Source organism: Burkholderia sp. 9779_493 (genome assembly GCF_015712215.1).
Lineage (GTDB): Bacteria > Pseudomonadota > Gammaproteobacteria > Burkholderiales > Burkholderiaceae > Burkholderia > Burkholderia cenocepacia.
On record NZ_JACCQA010000003.1, the window covers coordinates 33,349 to 50,175 of the forward strand.

The following is a 16,827-nucleotide window of genomic DNA, read 5'->3' on the forward strand; positions in this document are numbered from 1 at the left end:
CTCAATGGTGCTTCCCGCCATGTTTGCGCGCCCGGTGCTCGGCGCGCTTGCGCAGCAGCACCGGCATCAGTTCCTCGATGTACTGGCGCGCCTGCCCGCGCGTGACGATCTCGCTGAAGCGCTGATGCGCGTGATCCTGGCCAACCAGCGCCGCATGCGCTTTCCTCAGGATGTGCAGATAGGCGATCAGGCTCGTGCCATCGCGCACGGGCAGCGCATCGCGCGGGTCCGGCGTCGGGGCGGTACTCATGCTCGGATCCTTTGCGGACAATCGGTCCGGCAGGTTGTCGTGACGAGCCCGCACCGAAGGGATTGAAAGCCGCGTGCGGGCCGCGAATTGCCGACGAGTGTACGACCGCGCCGGCCCGCGCGTAAAGCCGCCGGCGAACGACGTCGCAACGGGTGCGTTCAGTCGCCGGCCGGTGCGGACGACGATGCGTTTCGCCCGGCTCGTGCGGTTCGGAACAGGGGAGACTTGCTGCAGGACGCGGCCGCCTGAGCGTGGTACACGCACGGCGCCGGCAAAGGCGGGAGAAGCCGCCGCGGCGCGATGGCGCCGCGGCGACCGGCGAACGGCACACCGTGCGCCGTTCAGCCGGTTCGTCCGGCCGTGCGGCCGGACGGGTGTCGATCGGTGCGCGCTGCTGCGCACCGATGGTGGCCGCTTAGCGGCGCGGCTGCCCGCTTCGCGGCGGACGCGGCGAATTCGCGTCCTTGTGCCGGAAGTTGATGCGGCCCTTGGTGAGGTCGTACACCGACAGTTCGAGTGTCACGCGATCGCCCGCGAGAATGCGGATGTGGTTCTTGCGCATGCGGCCCGACGCATATGCGCCGACCACGACGCCGTTTTCCAGCGTGACACGGTATTTGCTGTCCGGCAGCACTTCGTCGACGATTCCGTCCAGTTCCAGCAGTTCTTCTTTTGCCAAACCAATTCCTCCAGACAAGGTGATTGACCGCGGCCGGCGACTGCCCGGCGCCGATTCCCGCAAACGGGACGGCGGCCGGCAGGCTGCCGGGATCGGTTCGTCCAGACGGGCCTCGGGCCTGTCTTGCGATCGGAGCCCGGCGCGTTGCGACGTTCGGGCGGTCGGTGGCTGCGGCGCCAGCAGCGCCGCGCAAGTCGGGACCGCGCCAGCTACGGCATGGCGGCGGTCTGCTCGGGTTGATGCGTTGAAGCGGTGATGCGCTCGCAAAACGGCTTGCGCTTCGCGAGGGCGTTGCGTCGCATGCGGTTCAGGCATGCGATGAGGGAGGCGTCACGACCGATGCATCGTGAATGTCGCGATGCATCGGTCGTGCGCATCGGAACGCACAGGCCGCCGTCAGGCAGCGCCCCGCGCGATACTCCATCCGGCATCGGCCGCCGATCGGCGACCGCTGCCGATGCGGCTTACTGCGGCGTGATGTTCGACGCTTGCAGACCCTTCGGGCCACGCTTCACTTCGAAGCTGACCTTCTGGCCTTCGGCCAGGGTCTTGAAGCCCGTGCCGCGAATTTCCGAGAAATGGGCGAACAGATCGTCGCCGCCGTTGTCCGGGGAAATGAAACCAAAGCCCTTGGTTTCGTTGAACCACTTGACGGTACCGGTATCCACAAATACTTCCTTAATACAAATGACGAATGGTGAACATGCGCCCGCGACGGGCACAGAAAGAATCAAAGAGGGAGAGACCAACGACTGCCGCACGGTGTGCGGCCAATGATGAGCAATCGAACTTCTTGACGACTTCGGTCTCGGACACTACGCGGTAGCGGCCGTTTCGTCAAGTTCTTTTGGTGCGGCGCACAAGCGCAGGCGCCCGGCGCGCCTTCTGCGGCGGGTGTTGCCGGCCGATCGACGCGCTTTCGATGCGCCCCTCTTTTCCGGCCGGCCTGCCCCTTTCTTACTGCGGCTCGAACACGTGATGCAGCGCCGGCGGCGCGTCGCCTTCGCGAATGCGCATCTCGAACGCCTTGCGCGCGACGCTCGCGGGCCGCACGTCGGCCACGTCCAGGTAGAACTGCGAATACCAGTCGCGCATCTGGTACAGCGGGCCGTCGCCTTCGCACAGCAGCGGGTTGTCGATCCGCGTCTTGCTGTGCCAGATGTCCACGTCCTCGTAGAACGCGCGCTGCGCTTCCTTCACGTACGCATTCGCGATCTCCATGTTCTGCTCGTCGGACAGTCCGGCCACCTTCTTCACGATCACGCCGTACCGCAGCTCGAAGCTGTTCATGTCGATCGGCACGTGGCAGTTCAGCAGCACCGAATGGATCGGCTGCCCGTTGCTCTGCCCCGTCATCTGCGTGATGTGCACGGCCGGCCCGAAATAGGTCGACAGCGCGGTCAGGCTGTCGCCGCCCAGCTTCTCGCTGCGGCCGACCAACAGCTGCGTCGCCTTGTGGTGCTCGAACAGGTTCGCGAAATAGTCGATCGGCGCACGGTGCACGGTCGCGAAGTGCGCGACGTCCGAGATGTTGTCGACCAGCTCGCGGCAATTCGCGTGGATCACCATCTTGTCGATGACCCAACCCGACCATTCGTCCGAGAAACACACGTCGAGGCGCGGAATCGCGACCTCGGCCGGCGGCGCATGGCCTTCCGGGTCGTTCCACACGAACAGCAGGTTGTTTTCCTCGCAGGTCGGCCACGCGCCGATGCGCGCCTTCGGCGGAATCCGCTTGCAGTACGGAATCGACGCGCACTGGCCTTCGCCGTTCCACGCCCAGCCGTGGAACGGGCACACGAGGGTGTCGCCCTGGACCGTGCCGAGGCTCAGGTCGGCGCCCATGTGCGGGCAATAGGCGTCGACGACGTTGACCTTGCCGGTCGAATCGGCGAACGCGGCGAGCTTGCGGCCGAAGATGTTCAGCGTATGCGGCTTGCCGTCCTGGTAGTCGCGGGCGAGGCCGAGGCAGTGCCAGCCGCGCGCATAGCGCTGCGCGAGCGGCTGGGCTTCGATCTTGTAAGGGCGTGCGGACATGTGGGTTGACTCCTCTTGTGGAGAGCGCGCGGCGGCCCGCCGCGCGCGGGGAAAATCGGCGCGCCGTTCAGCGCACCGGGTTGCCGTGTTCGAGTGCGGGCGCCGGCTGCGGCGGCGCGGGGGTCGCCGGCGACGGCTGCTGCTTCGGCAGGCGGCGCTCGGCACGCTCGACGCCGAGCCAGGCGGCGAGCGCGGGCAGCAGGAACACTGCGCCGAACAGGTTCACGAGGAACATGAACGCGAGCAGCACGCCCATGTCGACCTGGAACTTCAGCGCGGAGAACGCCCACGTGCCGACGCCGATGAACATCGTGACGGCCGTGAACAGCGCCGCCGTGCCGCGCTGGCGCATCGCATCGGCGAACGCGTCCGGCAGCGTCGCGCCGTGGCGGAGGTCGTGCTGCAGGCGCTCGTACAGGTAGATCCCGTAGTCGACGCCGACGCCCACGCCGAGCGTGATCACCGGCAGCGTCGCGACCTTCAGCCCGATGCCGAGCCGCGCCATCACCGCGTTGCACAGGATCGACACGAGCGTGAGCGGCACGATGATGCACAGCACCGCGCGCCACGAGCGGAACGTGAGCGCGCAGAGCAGCGCGATCGCGCCGAAGATCGACAGCAGCATCGCGATCTCCGCGTCGCCGACCGCCTCGTTGGTCGCGGCCATCACGCCGACGTTGCCGCCCGCGAGCCGGAACGCGACGTTCGGCGTCGGGTTCTCGGCCGCGAAGCGCTTGATCTCGTCGACGATGTGCGCGATGGTCGTGCCTTCGTGGTTCTTCGTGTAGATCAGGACCTGGATCGCCTTGCAGTTCGCGGTGTTCATCCCGTTGTCGGGATCGAACGCGTTGGCGCCCTGCGTGAGCCCGTCGCTGGAACGCGGCAGCGCGGCCCAGCGCGGGTTGCCTTCGTTGAACGCGGCGATGAACACCTTGCCCTGCGACGCGACGCTCGTCACCGACTGCACGCCGGCCACGCCGCGCATGTTCATCTCGAACCGTTCGATCGCGCTCATCACCGGGTAATGCAGGCATGCGTCGTCGAAGCCGGTCGTCTCGACGATCACCGACAGTACGTCCACGCCGATGTTGTACTGGTGCGTGATCGCCGCGTTGTCGACGTTGTAGCGCGAGTTCGCGCGCAGCTCCGGCGCGCCGGTGCCGATGTCGCCGATCTCCAGCCGGCGCGATTCGAGCGTGCCGTACGCGAGCAGCGCGAGCGCCACCGCGAACACGCCGAGCGCCGGCGCCGGCCGCGCGAACACCGCGAAGCGCGACCACATCCGGCTGCCGCCGGCCGCCGCGGTGCGCTGCGCGCGCGCCAGCGTGCCGGGCTCGAGCCGCGTGTACGACAGCAGGATCGGCAGGAACACCTTGTTGGTCACGATCATCAGCAGCACGCCGAGGCATGCGGTGATGCCGAGTTCACGCACGATGTCGATCCTGATCCGCATGATCACCATGAAGCCGAGCGCGTTGGTCAGCAGCGCGACGGTGCCCGGCACGAACAGCTTGCGGAACGCGTCGCGCGCGGCGTCGACCGACGACGCGCCGCGCACCAGCGCCTGCTTCCACGCGTTGGTCATCTGCACCGCGTGCGACACGCCGATCGAGAAGATCAGGAACGGCACGAGGATCGACATCGGGTCGATGCCGAGCCCGAGCAGCGGCAGCGCGCCGAGCAGCCAGACGACCGGCAGCAGCGCGACGACGAGCGCCAGCGCGGTGGTCTTCAGCGAACGCGTATACGCGAACAGCAGCGCGGCCGTGACGAGGAACGCGAGCGCGAAGAACGCCATCACGCCGGCGATCCCGGCTTCGACGTCGCCCACCAGCTTCGCGAAGCCGATGATGTTCACGTCGATGCCCCGTTTCGCGTACTTCGCGCGAATCTCCTCCAGCTGGCGCGCGACCGCGCTGTAGTCGAGCCGCTTGCCGGTCGCGGGATCGGTCTCGCGCAGTTCCGCGCGGATCAGCGCCGACTTCAGGTCGTTGCCGACCAGCCGGCCGATCTGCCCCGAGCGCGCGACGTTGCGGCGCACCTTCGCGAGATCGTCCGGGTTCGCGCTCGAGAACTGGCCGGGCACCACCACGTCGCCGCGAAAACCGGCCTCGGTCACCTCGGTGTAGTGGACGTTCGGCGTGAACAGCGAGAACACGCGCGAACGGTTCACGCCGGGGATGAAGAACACGTCGTCGGTCGCGTGGCGCAGCGCGTCCATGAAGGTCTGGTTGTAGATGTCGCCGTCACCCTTCCAGCGCAGGCTCACGAGGATCGTGTTCGCGCCGGGGAACGCCCCCGCATAGCGTTCGAACACCTGCATGTACGGGTGCTGCATCGGGATCATCTTGTTGAAGCCCGGATCGAGCTTCAGCCGCGTCGCGGACAGCCCGAGCGCGAGCGTCACCGCGACGCACAGCAGCAGCATCAGCCGGCGCCGGCGGATGATCGTGTTGGCGCAGCGCTCGACGAACGTGGCGAGGCGCGACGCGGAAACGGCTTCAGGGGGACGGGACAGGTCGTTCATGGAATTCTCGTGTCGGGACGGACGGGCGATGCGAAACGAACGGATACGGGCGAAAAACGGCGACTGCATCGATCGCGGCCGCCGGGCCGCGCGTCAGGACGGCGACACGGCGAGCGGCGCGACACCGGATTCGCCGCCGAGCAGCAGCGCGCCGTGCCCCATGTCGAGCACGGCCGCGAGGCTCTGCACGCCGCCGAGCTTGCGTACGTCGAAAGTCAGCCCGCCGTCTTTCGACACGACGATCGCGCCGCCCTGGCCGACCAGCACGAGTTCGCCATCCGCGAGCTGCGTCGCGCCGAAATACGACACCGGCACGTGGCTGTCGACGTGCGTCCAGGTCGCGCCGTGATCGGTGCTGCGCACCACGTTGCCGCGCATCCCGTATGCGACCCAGTCGCCGTTCGCGAGCATCAGCGCGCCGAACAGCGAACCCGCGTACGGCGACGGCGGCTTGTCCCACGTGACGCCGTTGTCGGCCGAGCGCAGCAGCGTGCCGCTCTCGCCCGCGACCAGCAGGTTGCCGCGGCCGTCACCGACGATCGCGTTCAGGTGGCGGTCGCCGGCCGGCGTCTTCACCGTCCGCCAGTTGACACCCGCATCGTCCGAGCGCAGCAGCTGGCCGAAGCTGCCGGCCGCGAACAGCGGGCCGTCGGCGGTGCCCCAGATCGACAGCAGCGGATCGGAATGGTCGTGGTCGATGTGCACCTCGCGCCAGTGCATGCCCGCGTCGTCGCTGCGCACGATCCGCCCGTCGTGGCCGACCGCGATCCCGAGCGTCGGCGTGATGAAGCGCACCTGCGTGAGCGTCGATGCCGGGTCGTGCGCGATCGCCGCCGGCCGCCAGTGCGCACCCGCGTCGTCGCTCAGCAGGATCACGCCGCGCTCGCCGACCGCGACGATGCGCGTCGTGCCGGCACGGGCGAGCCCGTTGATCTGCAATCGGTCGGCATGGATCGCGGTGACCGGGAACGCCGGCAGCGGGCGCGGCGAGAATGCGAACAGCGCGGCGCCGAGCACGAGCGCCGATATCGCGAGTCCGGGCAAGGTTCGTTTCATGCTTGTCTCCTGTGTCTGCGGTCGACGGCGGCAGGCGCCGAAGCGCCGGCCACCGTCGGCCGCCAGTCTCCGGGCCGTCGGTCGTTGCCGCGGCCTCGAAGGGTCCTGAATGGATGGCCGCTCGTGCGGCGCGGCTCGTCCGCGTGCCGCTACCGCGTGTTATGCGCCGACGTCGAACAGCGCGGCCGCCCCCATCCCGCCGCCGATGCACATCGTCACGACCGCGTGCCGCACGCCGCGCCGCGCGCCTTCGAGCAACGCGTGCATCGTCATCCGCGTGCCCGACATCCCGAACGGATGGCCGAGCGCGATCGCGCCGCCGTCCACGTTCAACCGGTCGTCCGGGATGCCGAGCGTGTCGCGGCAGTACAGCGCCTGGCACGCGAATGCCTCGTTCAGCTCCCACAACCCGACGTCGGCCACGGTCATCCCGAAGCGCGCCAGCAGCTTCGGAATCGCGAACACCGGGCCGATACCCATCTCGTCCGGCGCGCAGCCTGCCACCGCGAGGCCGCGGAACGCGCCGAGCGGTGTCAGCCCGCGACGCGTCGCCTCGGCGCGCGACATCACGACCACGGCCGCCGCGCCGTCCGACAGCTGCGATGCGTTGCCCGCGGTCACGAACTCGCCCTGCTCGACGAGCTTGCCGCCGCTCCACGACGGCTTCAGCCCCGCGAGCCGCTCGGCCGTCGTGTCGGCGCGCACGCCCTCGTCGCGCGCCGCGCGCACCGCTTCGTGGCCGGCCGGATTGCCTTCCTTGTCGAACAGCGCGCGCCGCACGTCGAGCGGCGCGATTTCCGCGTCGAAGCGGCCGGCTGCCTGCGCGCCGGCGGTGCGCTGGTGGCTCTGCAGCGCGAATGCGTCCTGCGCCGCGCGCGAAATGCCGTAGCGGCGCGACACGATCTCGGCCGTTTCCATCATCGCGATGTACGCGTCGGGCTGGTGCTCGAGCACGGCCTGCGAACGCGCGCGATACGCGTTCTTGTGCTTGTTCTGCGTGAGCGAGATCGACTCGACGCCGCCCGCGACGACGATCCGCGCATCGCCCGCGCCGATGCTGCGCGCCGCGCTCGCGATCGACATCAGGCCCGACGAGCACATGCGGTCGATCGTCATCCCCGGCACCGACGCCGGCAGCCCGGCCGCCGCGGCCGACAGGCGGCCGATGTTGTAGCCCTGCGTGCCCTGCTGCGCGGCGCAGCCGATCAGCACGTCGTCGACGTCGGCCGGCGCGACGCCCGCGCGTTCGAGCGCGGCGCGCACGACGTGGCCGCCCAGCGCGGGCGCCTCGGTGTCGTTGAACATGCCGCGAAACGCCTTGCCGATCGGCGTGCGTGCGACGGAAACGATGACTGCGTCTTCCATGTGCTGGCTCTCTGAATCGGAAACTAGAAGTAATAGCGGCTGATCGTGTCGGCCACGCAGCCGGGCCTGGCCTCGCCGTCGATCTCGACGGTCACGCGAATCCATGCCTGCACGCCGCCGTCGAGCGGCTCGACGCGCAGCAGCTCGCCGACGCCGCGCACGCGTGCGCCGACCTTCACCGGCGCGGGAAAACGGATCCTGTCGCAGCCGTAGTTGACGCCGAGCCGCGCGCCGTCGATGCGCACGATCTGCGGCAGGAAATGATTGACGAGCGCCAGCGTCAGGTAGCCGTGCGCGATGCACGCGCCGAACGGGCCGTCCTTCGCGCGCACCGGATCGACGTGCACCCACTGGTGATCGCCCGTCGCATCGGCGAAGCCGTCGATGCGGATCTGGTCGATCGCGAGCCACGCGCTCGCGCCGAGCGTGTCGCCGGCGGCGGCCGCGAGTTCGCCGGGATGAGTGAACACGCGCGGCGTCGCGCGGACGGAGTCGAGGGTCGTATCCATCATGCGTGCTGGCTGCTGACCGACAGCACTTCGCCCGTCATGTACGACGCGTAATCGCTTGCCAGGAACACCATCACGTTCGCAACCTCCCAGACTTCGGCGGCGCGCCCGAAGGCTTCGCGCGACGCCAGTTGATTCAGCAAATCGGCCGGAGCCGACTTCTTCAGAAAATCGTGCATCGCGATGCTCGGCGCGACCGCGTTGATGCGCACGCCGTACGGCGACGCCTCGAGCGCCGCGCAGCGCGTGAGCGCCATCACGCCCGCCTTCGCCGCCGCGTAGTGCGCCTGCTCCGCCTGCGCACGCCAGCCGAGCACCGATGCGTTGTTGACGATCGCGCCGCGGCCGCGGGCCTGCATGTGCGGCAGCATCGCGCGCGTCATCCGGAACGTCCCGGTGAGGCTAATGTCGATCACGCGCGACCATTCGGCATCGTCCATATCGACGATGCGGGTCGATCCGCCGAGCCCGGCGTTGTTGATCAGCACGTCGACGCCGTCGAGCCTGTCCTGCGCTTCGGCGACCAGCGCCTGCACGTCGGCCTCGACCGCGACGTTGCACAGGCGGCCATGGACCTGCTGCAGCCCGGTTTCCGCGCGCAGCGTCTCGACGGCCTGTGCGAGGCGCTTGTCGTGGATATCCGAAATGAACAGCGCGCGGCAGCCTTCCTCCGCGCAGCGGCGCGCGGCCGCGAAGCCGATGCCGGCGCCCGCGGCAGCCGTGATCAACACCGATTTGCCGGCGAGCAACTGATGGCCGGGAACGTATGCCGGCGCTTTCTGGATCTGGGGTTCGGTCATGCTGTGCCTCGTGGTTCTCTTGGCATGCCGAGCCCGCGCTCGGCCATGATGTTGAGCTGGATTTCGTTGGTGCCCGCGTAGATCGTGTCCGCGCGGGAGAACAGGAATACGCGCTGCAGATGGGTGAGCTTGTCGTCGGCCGGATCGAGCACGTTCGCGCGCGGGCCGAGTGCGTCCATCGCGAGCTGGCCGAGATCGCGGTGCCAGTTCGACCAGAAGTACTTGTAGATGAGCGCCTCGCGCCGCAGCGACGCACCCGAGCCGCCGTCGGCATCGTCCGCGCCGGACAGCATCCGCAGCGCGTTGTAGCGCATCACGCGCAGCCCGGCCCACGCGCGGCCGATCCGCTGGCGCAGCACGGGGTCGCGGTCCGCGCCCGATTCGCGCGCCGCGTCGATCACCCATTCGAGTTCGCGGACGAACTGCATCTGCTGGCCGAGCGTCGACATCCCGCGCTCGAAGCCGAGCAGCGTCATCGCGATCCGCCAGCCGTCGCCGGCCGCGCCGACCAGATCGCGTGCGTCGGCCCGCGCGCCGTCGAAGAACACCTCGTTGAATTCCGCGCCGCCGTTGAGCTGCCGGATCGGCCGGATCTCGATGCCCGGCTGGTCGAGCGGCATCAGCAGGAACGACAGCCCCTTGTTGCCCGTCGACGCGGGATCGGTGCGGGCGAGCACGAAGATCCAGTCGGAATCGTGCGCGAGCGACGTCCATACCTTCTGGCCGTGCACGCGCCACGCGCCGTCCGCGTCCTGCTCGGCGCGCGTGCGCACGTTGGCGAGGTCCGAACCCGCGCCGGGCTCCGAGTAGCCCTGGCACCAGAACTGCGTGCCGGCCAGGATGCCGGGCAGGAAGCGCGCACGCTGGTCGTCGGTGCCGCACGCGACGAGCGTCGGCCCAAGCAGCCCTTCGCCGATGTGGCCCATCCGTCCGGGGCCGCCGGCGCGCGCATATTCCTCGTGAAAGATCACCTGCTCGGCGACCGAGAAGCCGCGGCCGCCCTGGCGGGTCGGCCAGCCGAGGCCGGTCCAGCCGCCGTTGGCCAGTTCGCGCTCCCACGCCTTGCGCAACGCGGGCCACGCTTCCTCGTCGCCGGGGCCGCCGCGGTATTTCAGGCATGCGAATTCGCCGGTCAGGTGCGATTGCACCCAGTCCGCCACTTCGTGCCGCAATTGCCGTTCACGCGTTTCGCTGTTCATTGGAGGGCTCCTGCGCGCGCGGCCGATGCACGCGTGGCGATCGAAACCGGCGACGCTGCCCGGGCTTCGTCGCGCGGCGATGCGCCGCCGTCGATCGCACGGGATGCGATCCATTCGAGCAGGTGCGGCGTGCTGCCGAACTGAGCGCTCGACGCCTGTGCGCGCTTGAAATAGAGGTGCGGGTCGTATTCCCACGTGAAACCGACGCCGCCATGCAGCTGGATCGCTTCCTGCGCGCAGAACGCATACGCATCGTTCGCGGCGGCCTTCGCGGCCGCGATGTCGGCGCGCAACGCGGCGCCCGGCATCGCGCCGGTTTCGGCATCCCATGCGTGCGCGGCGCCGAGTACGGCCGAACGCGCCGCTTCGATCAGCACCATCATCTGCGCGCATCGATGCTTGACGGCCTGGAACGACGCGATCGCCCGGCCGAACTGCACGCGCTGGCTCGTGTAGTCGAGCGTCAGGTCGAGGCATTGCTGCGCGCCGCCGAGCTGTTCGGCGGCCAGCGCGAGCGCCGCGAACCAGGCGGTGCGTTCCATCGTCCGGGTCGCGGCGGCGCCGACGGCGAGCAGCGCGTCGCGGCTCACGCGCGTTTCGTCGAGGACGATGCGCGCGATCGGCCGCGTCGCATCGAGCGTGTCGAGCGGCGTGACGGTCAGGCCCGTTGCCGTTGCGACGTCGATCGCGAACAAACCGATCGACTGCCCTTCGTTCGCGATCCGGGCGGGAATCAGCAGCAGATCGGCGCGCACGCCGTCGATCACCTGCGCGATCTCGCCGGACAGCGCGTAGCCGCTCGCGGCCTCTTCCGCGACGACCTGCAACGACCACGAACCTGCGGGCATCTCGAATGGCAGCGCCAGCGTCGCGCTGCACGCGCCTTCGGCGATCTTTGCAAGCCAGCCGGTGGCGCCGGCCGCCTCGCGGCAGCCAGCCAGTGCGGTCGCCGCCAGGCACGCGGTCGAAAAATACGGCACGCACGCGACGCGCCGGCCGAGCTGCTCCATCAGCACCGTCTGCTCGACTGCGCCGAGCCCGAGCCCGCCGGCCGCTTCCGGCAGCGCAAGCGCGTTCCAGCCGAGCTCGCCCGCGAGCGCGGCCCACAGCGCATCGTCGCGGCCGGCCGATTGCTCGATCGCGCGGCGTACGTCGGCGGACGCGCTGCGTTCGGCGAGCACGTCGGCCGCCGCGTCGCGGATCATCGCCTGTTCGTCGGTGAGCGCCAGATCCATCGGTCAGCTCCCGTACACGCGCTGCGCGGGCCGCGCGTCGGCCAGCAGTTGCGCGACCGCCGAGCCAACCTCGGCCGCCGCCCAGCGCGCGCCGCGATCGACACGGGGGCCGGTGCGCCAGCCTTCGGCGACCGCGATCATCCCGCCCGCGACCTCGAACACCTGGCCCGTCACGTCGGCCGACTGCGCGCTGCCGAGCCACACCACCAGCGGCGCGACGTTGGCCGGATCGAAATAATCGAAGCCGCCGTCCTCGGGCTTCTTCATCATGTCGGCGAACACGCCTTCGGTCATCGACGTGCGCGCGGCCGGCGCCAGCGCGTTCACGCGCACGCCATAGCGCTGGAGTTCCGCCGCCTGCATCAGCGTGAGCGCGGCGATCCCCGCCTTTGCCGCGCCGTAGTTCGACTGGCCGATCGAGCCTTGCAGCCCGGCGCCCGAACTCGTGTTGACGATCCGCGCGTCGACCGGGTTACCGGCCTTCGCGGCGTCGCGCCACGCGCGTGCCAGCACGCTCGACAGACAGAAGTGGCCGCGCAAATGCACGCGCATCACGTCGTCCCAGTCGGTTTCGGTCATGCTCGTGAACATCTTGTCGCGGCAGATGCCCGCGTTGTTGACGAGCACGTGCACGTCGCCGAACGCAGCGCGTGCGGCATCGACGATCCGCTGCGCCGTGTCGACCCGGGTGATGTCGTCCGAATTCGCGAGCGCGCGGCCGCCGCGCCGCGCGATCTCGTCGCACACGGCCTGCGCGGCGTCGTGCCGGATGTCGTTGACGACGACCGCCGCGCCCTCGGCCGCGAACGCGAGCGCGTATTCGCGCCCGAGCCCGCCGCCCGCGCCGGTGATGATGACGGTGCGTCCGTTGCAGATTCCCATGCTGGTGCCTCGTGGATCCTGAGATGGTGAAAGTGACGCGCTCACAGGCGCTCGATGATCGTGACGTTCGCGAGGCCGCCGCCTTCGCACATCGTCTGCAGCCCGTAGCGGCCGCCCGTGCGTTCCAGCTCGTGCAACAGCGTCGTCATCAGCCGCGCGCCGGTCGCGCCGAGCGGATGGCCGAGCGCGATCGCGCCGCCGTTCGGATTGGTCTTTTCGTGCGGAAAACGCGTATCGGCCAGCCACGCCTGCGCAACCGACGCGAACGCCTCGTTCAGCTCGACGACGTCGATCCGCGCCAGATCGAGCCCGCTCTTCTTCAACGCAGCCTGGGTCGCCGGAATCGGCGCGGTGAGCATCCACAGCGGATCGTCGCCGAGCACGCTCAGGTGATGAATGCGTGCGCGCGGCGTGAGGTCGTAGCGCTTGAGCGCCTCCTCCGACACGATCAGGAGCGCCGCGGCCGCATCGCAGGTCTGGCTCGCGACGGCGGCCGTCAGCGAGCCGCCCGGCGTCAGCGCTTCGAGCGTCGCCATCTTGTCGAGCGACGTGTCGGGGCGCGGCGTCTCGTCATGCATCACCCCTTCGAACGGCACGATCTCCCGCTTGAAATGACCGGCCTCGATCGCCGCGACCGCGCGGCGGTGGCTCTCCAGCGCGTAACGCTCCATCGCGTCGCGCGACAGGTTCCAGTGATCGGCGATCCGCTGCGCGGCGACGAACTGCGACACCGGCGCGTCGCCGAAGCGCGCGCGCCAGCCGGCGCTGCCCGAGAACGGATCGGTGAAGCCGAGCGGCGCCGCGCAGGTCATCGCGGACGAGATCGGGATCTGCGTCATCGTCTGCACGCCGCCGGCGACGACCACGTCCTGCACGCCGCTCATCACGGCCTGCGCGGCGAAGTGCACGGCCTGCTGCGACGAGCCGCACTGGCGGTCGACCGTCACGCCCGGCACCTGCAGCGGCAGCCCGGCCGCGAGCCAGCAGGTGCGCGCGATGTTGCCCGCGAGCGGGCCGATCGTGTCGACGCAGCCGAACACCACGTCGTCGTATTCGTCGGCCGGGATCGCGTTGCGCTCGACGAGCGTCTTCAGCACGAAGCCGCCGAGGTCCGCCGCATGCACGTGCGCGAGCCCGCCCTTGCGGCGGCCGGTGGGCGTGCGCAGCGCGTCGACGATATAGGCTTGTTTCATCGGTTCGTTTCCTCGAAATCGAAGGTCTGCGCGGGGCCGATCGGCAATGCGTCGCCGAGGATCGCGTCGGCCACGCGGGCCTTGTGGAACGCGCTGTCGCCCCAACTGCCGGACAGCGCCCAGATGCGCTTCATGAAGATCTGCAGGTCCAGCTCCCACGTGTAGCCGATCGCGCCGTGCACCTGCATCGCGTGGCGCGCGGCCAGTTGCGCGGCCGACATCGCGGCGAGCTTCGCGTGCGACACGAACACCGCGCGCTGCGGGTGATCGTCGGCGATCGCCTGCGCGGCGCGCGCGACCACCGGCCGTGCGAACTCGTAGCGGATGGCGACGTCGGCGAGCAAATGCTTGAGCGCCTGGTACGAGCCGATCGCCTTGCCGAACTGCTTGCGCTGCGCGCTGTAGTCGATCGCGACGTCGAGCACGCGCTGCGTGAGGCCGAGCAGTTGCGCGGCGACCGCGAACGCGCCATGGTCGAGCGCGCGGTTCAGCAGCGGCGCGGCTTCGTCGGCGCTCGCGATGCGGGTGGCCGCCGACGGCTCCCAGTCGAGCGTGAACAGGCGCCGCGACGGGTCGACGCTGTCGACCGCGCGCCATGCGCACTGCGCGGGATCGACGCGGTGCAGCTCGCCGCGGTGTTCGCACAGCAGCGTGTCCGCGACATGCACGTCGGCCGCATACGGGTTCACCGGATGCACGAGCGCGACGCGCGCCCGCCCTTCGGCGATGTCGCGCAGCAGCGCGTCGCGCCAGTCGCTCGCGGGCAGCCGCGCCAGCACGCCGGCCGACACGAGCGCCGTGTCGAGCAGCGGCTCGGGGCTGCCGAAATAGCCGTAGGCCTGCGCGAGCAGCGCCCATTCCGCTTCGGTCAGGCCGAGGCCGCCGTGTGCTTCGGGCACCGACACGGCGGTCAGCCCCTGCGACGCGAACAATGCCCACAGGTCATCCGAGCGCCCGGTTGGCGTCGCCCACAGCTCGCGGATCAGCTCGGGCGTCATCTCGGTCATCAGCAGGCGCTTCACGCTGTCCGCGAGCGCTTCCTGGTCTTCATCGAATACGAAATCCATACGATGTCCGTTCAGTGAGTGTCGCCGGCGCGCTTACGCGCGCGGCATGCCGAGCATCCGTTCGGCGACGATGTTGCGCTGGATCTCGTTGGTGCCCGCGTAGATCGTGCCGGCCTGCGCGAACAGGAAACCGTCGAGCCAGTGGCCGAGCGTCGCGTGCTGCGCGGCCGTCTGCGGGACGACCTCGCCATGCGCGCCGAGGATGTCGAGCGCGGTCTGATGCATGCGCAGGTCGAGCTCCGACCAGAACACCTTGTTGGTGCTCGACTCCGCGCCGATGTGGCCGCCCTTCAGCAGCCGGCTCGCGGTCGCATAGGTCGACAGCGCATACGCCTGCGCGTCCATCCAGGCCTGCACCACGCGTTCGCGCAGCGTCGGATCGCGGTCCGCGCTGTCGCGGTGCGCGAGATACAGGTCGCGCAACGCCTGCGCGGTGCGCTGGAAGCGCGCGGGCGAACGCAGCATCAGCCCGCGCTCGAAACCGGCCGTCGCCATCGCGACCTGCCAGCCGGCGCCTTCGGCCGCGAGCCGGTTCTCGACCGGCACGCGCACGTCGTCGAAGAAAATCTCCGCGAAACCGGTCTGCCCGTTCAGCTGGCGGATCGGCCGCACCGTGATGCCGGGCGCGGACAGCGGCACCATCAGGAACGTCAAGCCGTGGTGACGCGTCGATTCGGGATCGCTGCGGAACAGCCCGAACAGCCAGTCGGCCCACACCGCGCGGGTCGACCAGATCTTCTGGCCGTTCAGCACGTATTCGTCGCCGATCCGGGTGGCGGTCGTGCGGATCGCGGCCATGTCCGAGCCCGCGTTCGGCTCCGACCAGCCCTGCGCCCACACGTGCTCGCCGGCCGCCATCGCAGGCAGGAAGCGCGCCTTCTGCGCATCCGTGCCGAAATCCATCAACGTCGGCCCGAGCAGGAAGATGCCGTTCTGGTTCACGCGCATCGGCGCATCCGCGCGCCAGTACTCTTCCTCGAAGATCAGCCATTCGATCAGGTCGCAGCCGCGCCCGCCCAGCTCGCGCGGCCACGTGACCATGCTCCAGCGGCCCGAGTGCAGCGTGCGCTCCCATTGGCGGTGCGCGGCGAAGCCTGCCTCGGTGTCGAAGCTCGGCAGCCGCTCGCGCGGCACGTGCGCGGCGAGCCATGCGCGGATTTCCGCGCGAAACGCCTGCTGTTGCGGCGTATAGGTCAGGTTCATGCGCGTGCCTCCGCGGCGCTGGCGCGTGCGTCGAAATGCGCGTCGCGCTTCTCGACGAACGCGGCGCGCGCTTCCGTCGAATCGTTCGTCATGTACGCCTGCAGCGTGAAGCCCTGCTCCCAGCGGTACTTGTCTTCGAGATCGCCGTCCTCGACGCCGTTCAGCGCCTCCTTCGCGAGCCGCACCATCGCCGGGCTCTTCGCGGCGATCTTGCGGGCGATCGCGAGCGCCGCGTCGCGCAGCGCGTCGCGCGTCACCACCTGCTCGAGCGCGCCGAGCCGGTACGCTTCGGCCGCGTCGATCATGTCGCCGGTGAAGTACATCGCGCGCACCTTCTGCACGCCGAACAGCCGCTGCAGGTGCGCGCCGCCGCCCATCGCGCCGCGGTCGATCTCGGGCACGCCGAAACGCGCGCAGTCGGCCGCGACGACGATGTCCGCCGCGCCGCAGATGCCGATCCCGCCGCCGAGCACGAAGCCGTGCACCGCCGCGATCACCGGCTTCGGATTGCGGTGCACCGCGCGGAACGTCTCGTAGTTGCCCGCGTTGACCGCCACGATCCGCTCCGGATGCGCGGCCAGCTCCTTGATGTCGACGCCCGCGCAAAAGCCGCGGCCTTCGCCGCGCACGACGATCACGCGCACGTCGTCGTCCTCGCCGAGCGCGTCGAGCGCGCGGGACAGCGCCTGCCAGCCGTGCGCGTCGAGCGCGTTCACCGGCGGATGGGCGATCACCAGCTCGGCGATGCCGTCCGCGCGATCGATCCGGAACGGCATCGCGCCGGCCGGTTGATTGGTTGCTGCCATCTCCATTGCCTCCCTGTGA

The 16,827-nt window shown here is 69.6% G+C and carries 16 protein-coding genes; all 16 read right to left on the reverse strand.

The features are described from left to right. Nucleotide 1: 1 nt before the first annotated feature. The 16 genes from H0X95_RS03290 to H0X95_RS03365 all read right to left on the reverse strand — a co-directional run bounded on the left by H0X95_RS03290 (nucleotide 2) and on the right by H0X95_RS03365 (nucleotide 16,814). Nucleotides 2-250, reverse strand: coding sequence for a hypothetical protein (locus tag H0X95_RS03290; protein WP_006494783.1), 249 nt, complete (start codon nucleotides 248-250; stop codon nucleotides 2-4). A gap of 415 nt (nucleotides 251-665) precedes the next feature. Then, nucleotides 666-929, reverse strand: a complete 264-nt coding sequence (gene infA / locus H0X95_RS03295; RefSeq protein ID WP_006483034.1) for a translation initiation factor IF-1 — start codon at nucleotides 927-929, stop codon at nucleotides 666-668. Between the two features lie 464 nt (nucleotides 930-1,393). Then, nucleotides 1,394-1,597 (reverse strand): cold-shock protein, encoded by a 204-nt coding sequence (locus tag H0X95_RS03300; protein WP_006483056.1) that lies wholly within the window; start codon nucleotides 1,595-1,597, stop codon nucleotides 1,394-1,396. A 289-nt stretch (nucleotides 1,598-1,886) separates the two neighbouring features. Next, nucleotides 1,887-2,966: a Rieske 2Fe-2S domain-containing protein gene (locus H0X95_RS03305; protein ID WP_006483025.1), complete on the reverse strand. Its 1,080-nt coding sequence runs from the start codon at nucleotides 2,964-2,966 to the stop codon at nucleotides 1,887-1,889. 67 nt (nucleotides 2,967-3,033) lie between these two features. Further along, a complete protein-coding gene (locus tag H0X95_RS03310; RefSeq protein ID WP_196445884.1) occupies nucleotides 3,034-5,493 on the reverse strand; it encodes an efflux RND transporter permease subunit in 2,460 nt (819 codons plus the stop codon). Between the two features lie 93 nt (nucleotides 5,494-5,586). Then, nucleotides 5,587-6,549 carry a WD40/YVTN/BNR-like repeat-containing protein gene (locus H0X95_RS03315; RefSeq protein ID WP_034202296.1) on the reverse strand — a complete coding sequence of 321 codons (963 nt, stop codon included), beginning with the start codon at nucleotides 6,547-6,549 and terminating at the stop codon, nucleotides 5,587-5,589. 159 nt (nucleotides 6,550-6,708) lie between these two features. Next, a complete protein-coding gene (locus H0X95_RS03320) occupies nucleotides 6,709-7,914 on the reverse strand; it encodes an acetyl-CoA C-acyltransferase (RefSeq protein ID WP_059720830.1) in 1,206 nt (401 codons plus the stop codon). Nucleotides 7,915-7,937: 23 nt separating this feature from the next. Continuing rightward, the gene (locus H0X95_RS03325; RefSeq protein ID WP_059720829.1) at nucleotides 7,938-8,423 is read right to left on the reverse strand and encodes a MaoC family dehydratase; all 486 of its coding nucleotides are present in this window, start codon (nucleotides 8,421-8,423) and stop codon (nucleotides 7,938-7,940) included. Next, nucleotides 8,423-9,223: an SDR family oxidoreductase gene (locus tag H0X95_RS03330; protein ID WP_006481546.1), complete on the reverse strand. Its 801-nt coding sequence runs from the start codon at nucleotides 9,221-9,223 to the stop codon at nucleotides 8,423-8,425. Before H0X95_RS03330 ends, H0X95_RS03325 begins: the two co-directional genes overlap by 1 nt. Next, nucleotides 9,220-10,422, reverse strand: a complete 1,203-nt coding sequence (locus tag H0X95_RS03335; RefSeq protein ID WP_006481541.1) for an acyl-CoA dehydrogenase family protein — start codon at nucleotides 10,420-10,422, stop codon at nucleotides 9,220-9,222. Before H0X95_RS03335 ends, H0X95_RS03330 begins: the two co-directional genes overlap by 4 nt. Beyond that, on the reverse strand, nucleotides 10,419-11,657 hold the full coding sequence (locus H0X95_RS03340; RefSeq protein WP_059720828.1) for an acyl-CoA dehydrogenase family protein: 1,239 nt from the start codon (nucleotides 11,655-11,657) through the stop codon (nucleotides 10,419-10,421). Before H0X95_RS03340 ends, H0X95_RS03335 begins: the two co-directional genes overlap by 4 nt. A 3-nt stretch (nucleotides 11,658-11,660) precedes the next feature. Then, nucleotides 11,661-12,539, reverse strand: a complete 879-nt coding sequence (locus H0X95_RS03345) for an SDR family oxidoreductase (protein ID WP_059720827.1) — start codon at nucleotides 12,537-12,539, stop codon at nucleotides 11,661-11,663. 41 nt (nucleotides 12,540-12,580) lie between these two features. Further along, a complete protein-coding gene (locus H0X95_RS03350; protein WP_059720826.1) occupies nucleotides 12,581-13,732 on the reverse strand; it encodes an acetyl-CoA C-acetyltransferase in 1,152 nt (383 codons plus the stop codon). Beyond that, on the reverse strand, nucleotides 13,729-14,799 hold the full coding sequence (locus tag H0X95_RS03355; protein ID WP_006494774.1) for an acyl-CoA dehydrogenase family protein: 1,071 nt from the start codon (nucleotides 14,797-14,799) through the stop codon (nucleotides 13,729-13,731). The genes H0X95_RS03350 and H0X95_RS03355 overlap by 4 nt, the downstream gene beginning before the upstream one ends. A 33-nt stretch (nucleotides 14,800-14,832) precedes the next feature. Beyond that, complete coding sequence (locus tag H0X95_RS03360; RefSeq protein WP_006481533.1) at nucleotides 14,833-16,002, reverse strand: acyl-CoA dehydrogenase family protein; 1,170 nt, start codon at nucleotides 16,000-16,002, stop codon at nucleotides 14,833-14,835. Further along, nucleotides 15,999-16,814, reverse strand: coding sequence for an enoyl-CoA hydratase family protein (locus H0X95_RS03365; protein WP_034202288.1), 816 nt, complete (start codon nucleotides 16,812-16,814; stop codon nucleotides 15,999-16,001). The genes H0X95_RS03360 and H0X95_RS03365 overlap by 4 nt, the downstream gene beginning before the upstream one ends. Between the last annotated feature and the right edge of the window lie 13 nt (nucleotides 16,815-16,827).

Coding starts and splice junctions, on each gene's coding strand:
- H0X95_RS03350 (WP_059720826.1), bottom strand. CDS start 13,732: ATGAAACAAGCCTATATCGTCGACGCGCTGCGCACGCCCACCGGCCGC.
- H0X95_RS03345 (WP_059720827.1), bottom strand. CDS start 12,539: ATGGGAATCTGCAACGGACGCACCGTCATCATCACCGGCGCGGGCGGC.
- H0X95_RS03340 (WP_059720828.1), bottom strand. CDS start 11,657: ATGGATCTGGCGCTCACCGACGAACAGGCGATGATCCGCGACGCGGCG.
- H0X95_RS03335 (WP_006481541.1), bottom strand. CDS start 10,422: ATGAACAGCGAAACGCGTGAACGGCAATTGCGGCACGAAGTGGCGGAC.
- H0X95_RS03365 (WP_034202288.1), bottom strand. CDS start 16,814: ATGGAGATGGCAGCAACCAATCAACCGGCCGGCGCGATGCCGTTCCGG.
- H0X95_RS03355 (WP_006494774.1), bottom strand. CDS start 14,799: ATGGATTTCGTATTCGATGAAGACCAGGAAGCGCTCGCGGACAGCGTG.
- H0X95_RS03305 (WP_006483025.1), bottom strand. CDS start 2,966: ATGTCCGCACGCCCTTACAAGATCGAAGCCCAGCCGCTCGCGCAGCGC.
- H0X95_RS03330 (WP_006481546.1), bottom strand. CDS start 9,223: ATGACCGAACCCCAGATCCAGAAAGCGCCGGCATACGTTCCCGGCCAT.
- H0X95_RS03320 (WP_059720830.1), bottom strand. CDS start 7,914: ATGGAAGACGCAGTCATCGTTTCCGTCGCACGCACGCCGATCGGCAAG.
- H0X95_RS03315 (WP_034202296.1), bottom strand. CDS start 6,549: ATGAAACGAACCTTGCCCGGACTCGCGATATCGGCGCTCGTGCTCGGC.
- H0X95_RS03360 (WP_006481533.1), bottom strand. CDS start 16,002: ATGAACCTGACCTATACGCCGCAACAGCAGGCGTTTCGCGCGGAAATC.
- H0X95_RS03325 (WP_059720829.1), bottom strand. CDS start 8,423: ATGGATACGACCCTCGACTCCGTCCGCGCGACGCCGCGCGTGTTCACT.
- H0X95_RS03290 (WP_006494783.1), bottom strand. CDS start 250: ATGAGTACCGCCCCGACGCCGGACCCGCGCGATGCGCTGCCCGTGCGC.
- H0X95_RS03310 (WP_196445884.1), bottom strand. CDS start 5,493: ATGAACGACCTGTCCCGTCCCCCTGAAGCCGTTTCCGCGTCGCGCCTC.